This is a genomic window from Dietzia cercidiphylli, assembly GCF_014145145.1.
Lineage (GTDB): Bacteria > Actinomycetota > Actinomycetes > Mycobacteriales > Mycobacteriaceae > Dietzia > Dietzia natronolimnaea.
On the sequence record NZ_JAALEA010000103.1, the window covers coordinates 1 to 1,277 of the forward strand.

1 protein-coding gene is annotated in these 1,277 nt (G+C 70.2%); it reads left to right on the top strand.

The annotated features are described in order from the left end of the window. Positions 1-1,240, top strand: a 1,240-nt coding sequence (locus G6028_RS04470) for a cytochrome P450 (protein WP_182658175.1), incomplete at its 5' end; no start/stop codon positions are given. Positions 1,241-1,277: the final 37 nt, after the last annotated feature.

Genomic DNA, 1,277 nt, shown 5'->3' on the forward strand with positions numbered 1-1,277 from the left:
CCGCGACCACGGGCCGGTCTCCGAACTGAGCTTCCTCGGCGCCACCTGGACCGCGCTGATCGGCCCCGACGCGTGCCAGATCGCCCTGCAGAACGCCGACAAGGCGTTCGCCAACGGCCCCGGCTGGGGATACCTCGTCGGCCCGTTCTTCGACCGCGGGCTGATGCTGCTGGACTTCGCCGAGCACCACCACTACCGGCACCTCATGCAGGAGGCGTTCACCCGCCCCCGGCTCGAGGGATACGCCCGTACCCTGGCCCCGCTGGTCGAGCGCGGGATCTCGAGCTGGACCCCTGAATGGGCGTTCGAGGTCTACCCCGCCCTCAAGTCGCACACGCTCGATCTGGCCACCGAGGTGTTCATGGGCGGCGCCGAATACGCCGAACCCGGGGAGATCGGGCGGGTCAACACCGCGTTCGTGGACTGCGTGCAGGCCGCCAACGGTTACATCCGCTCGACCGCTCCCCTGCCGTTCACCAAGTGGGGTCGCGCGACCCGCGGCCGGCGCCTGCTGGAGGAGTTCCTCCGGCGCCACCTGCCCGCCCGCCGTGCCAACCCCGGTGAGGACCTGTTCTCGGCACTGTGTCAGGTGGCCGACGCCTCCGGCGGGATCGACGACGACGACATCATCAACCAGATGATCTTCCTGCTGATGGCCGCGCACGACACCACGACCAGCACCGTGACCTCGATGGTCTACGAACTCGGGCGCGATCGGGAGTGGCAGGAGCGCTGTCGGAGGCAGTGTCTGGATCTGGGCCCCTCGCCGACCCTCGCCGAGCTGGAGGGCCTCACCGACCTGGACCTGGTGATGAAGGAGACGCTGCGGCTGCACCCGCCGGTGCCGGTGCTGGCGCGCCGGGCGGTCAAGGACACCGAGGTGCTCGGGGTGGCGATCCCCAAGGGACGGCTCGTCTCGGTGATGCCGCTCCTGTCGCACCACATGCCCGAGTACTGGACCGACCCGGAGATCTTCGACCCCGAGCGGTTCACCGAGGGCAGGCGCGAGGACAAGTCCCACCGCTACGCCTGGGAGCCCTTCGGCGGCGGGGTACACAAGTGCCTCGGCATGATCTTCGCCAACCTGGAGTCCAAGCTCGTCCTCAGCGCGCTGCTCCGGCACTTCGAGTGGTCGGTGCCTCTGGACTACGTCCCGCCCATGAAGAACGACTCGCTGCCGTTCCCCGGTGACGGGCTCCCGGTGTCCCTGCGGCCGCTCACGCCGGCCCGCACCGGCTGAGCCGACCCGGCGACTCGCCCGCCCGCGCGACCCGCCC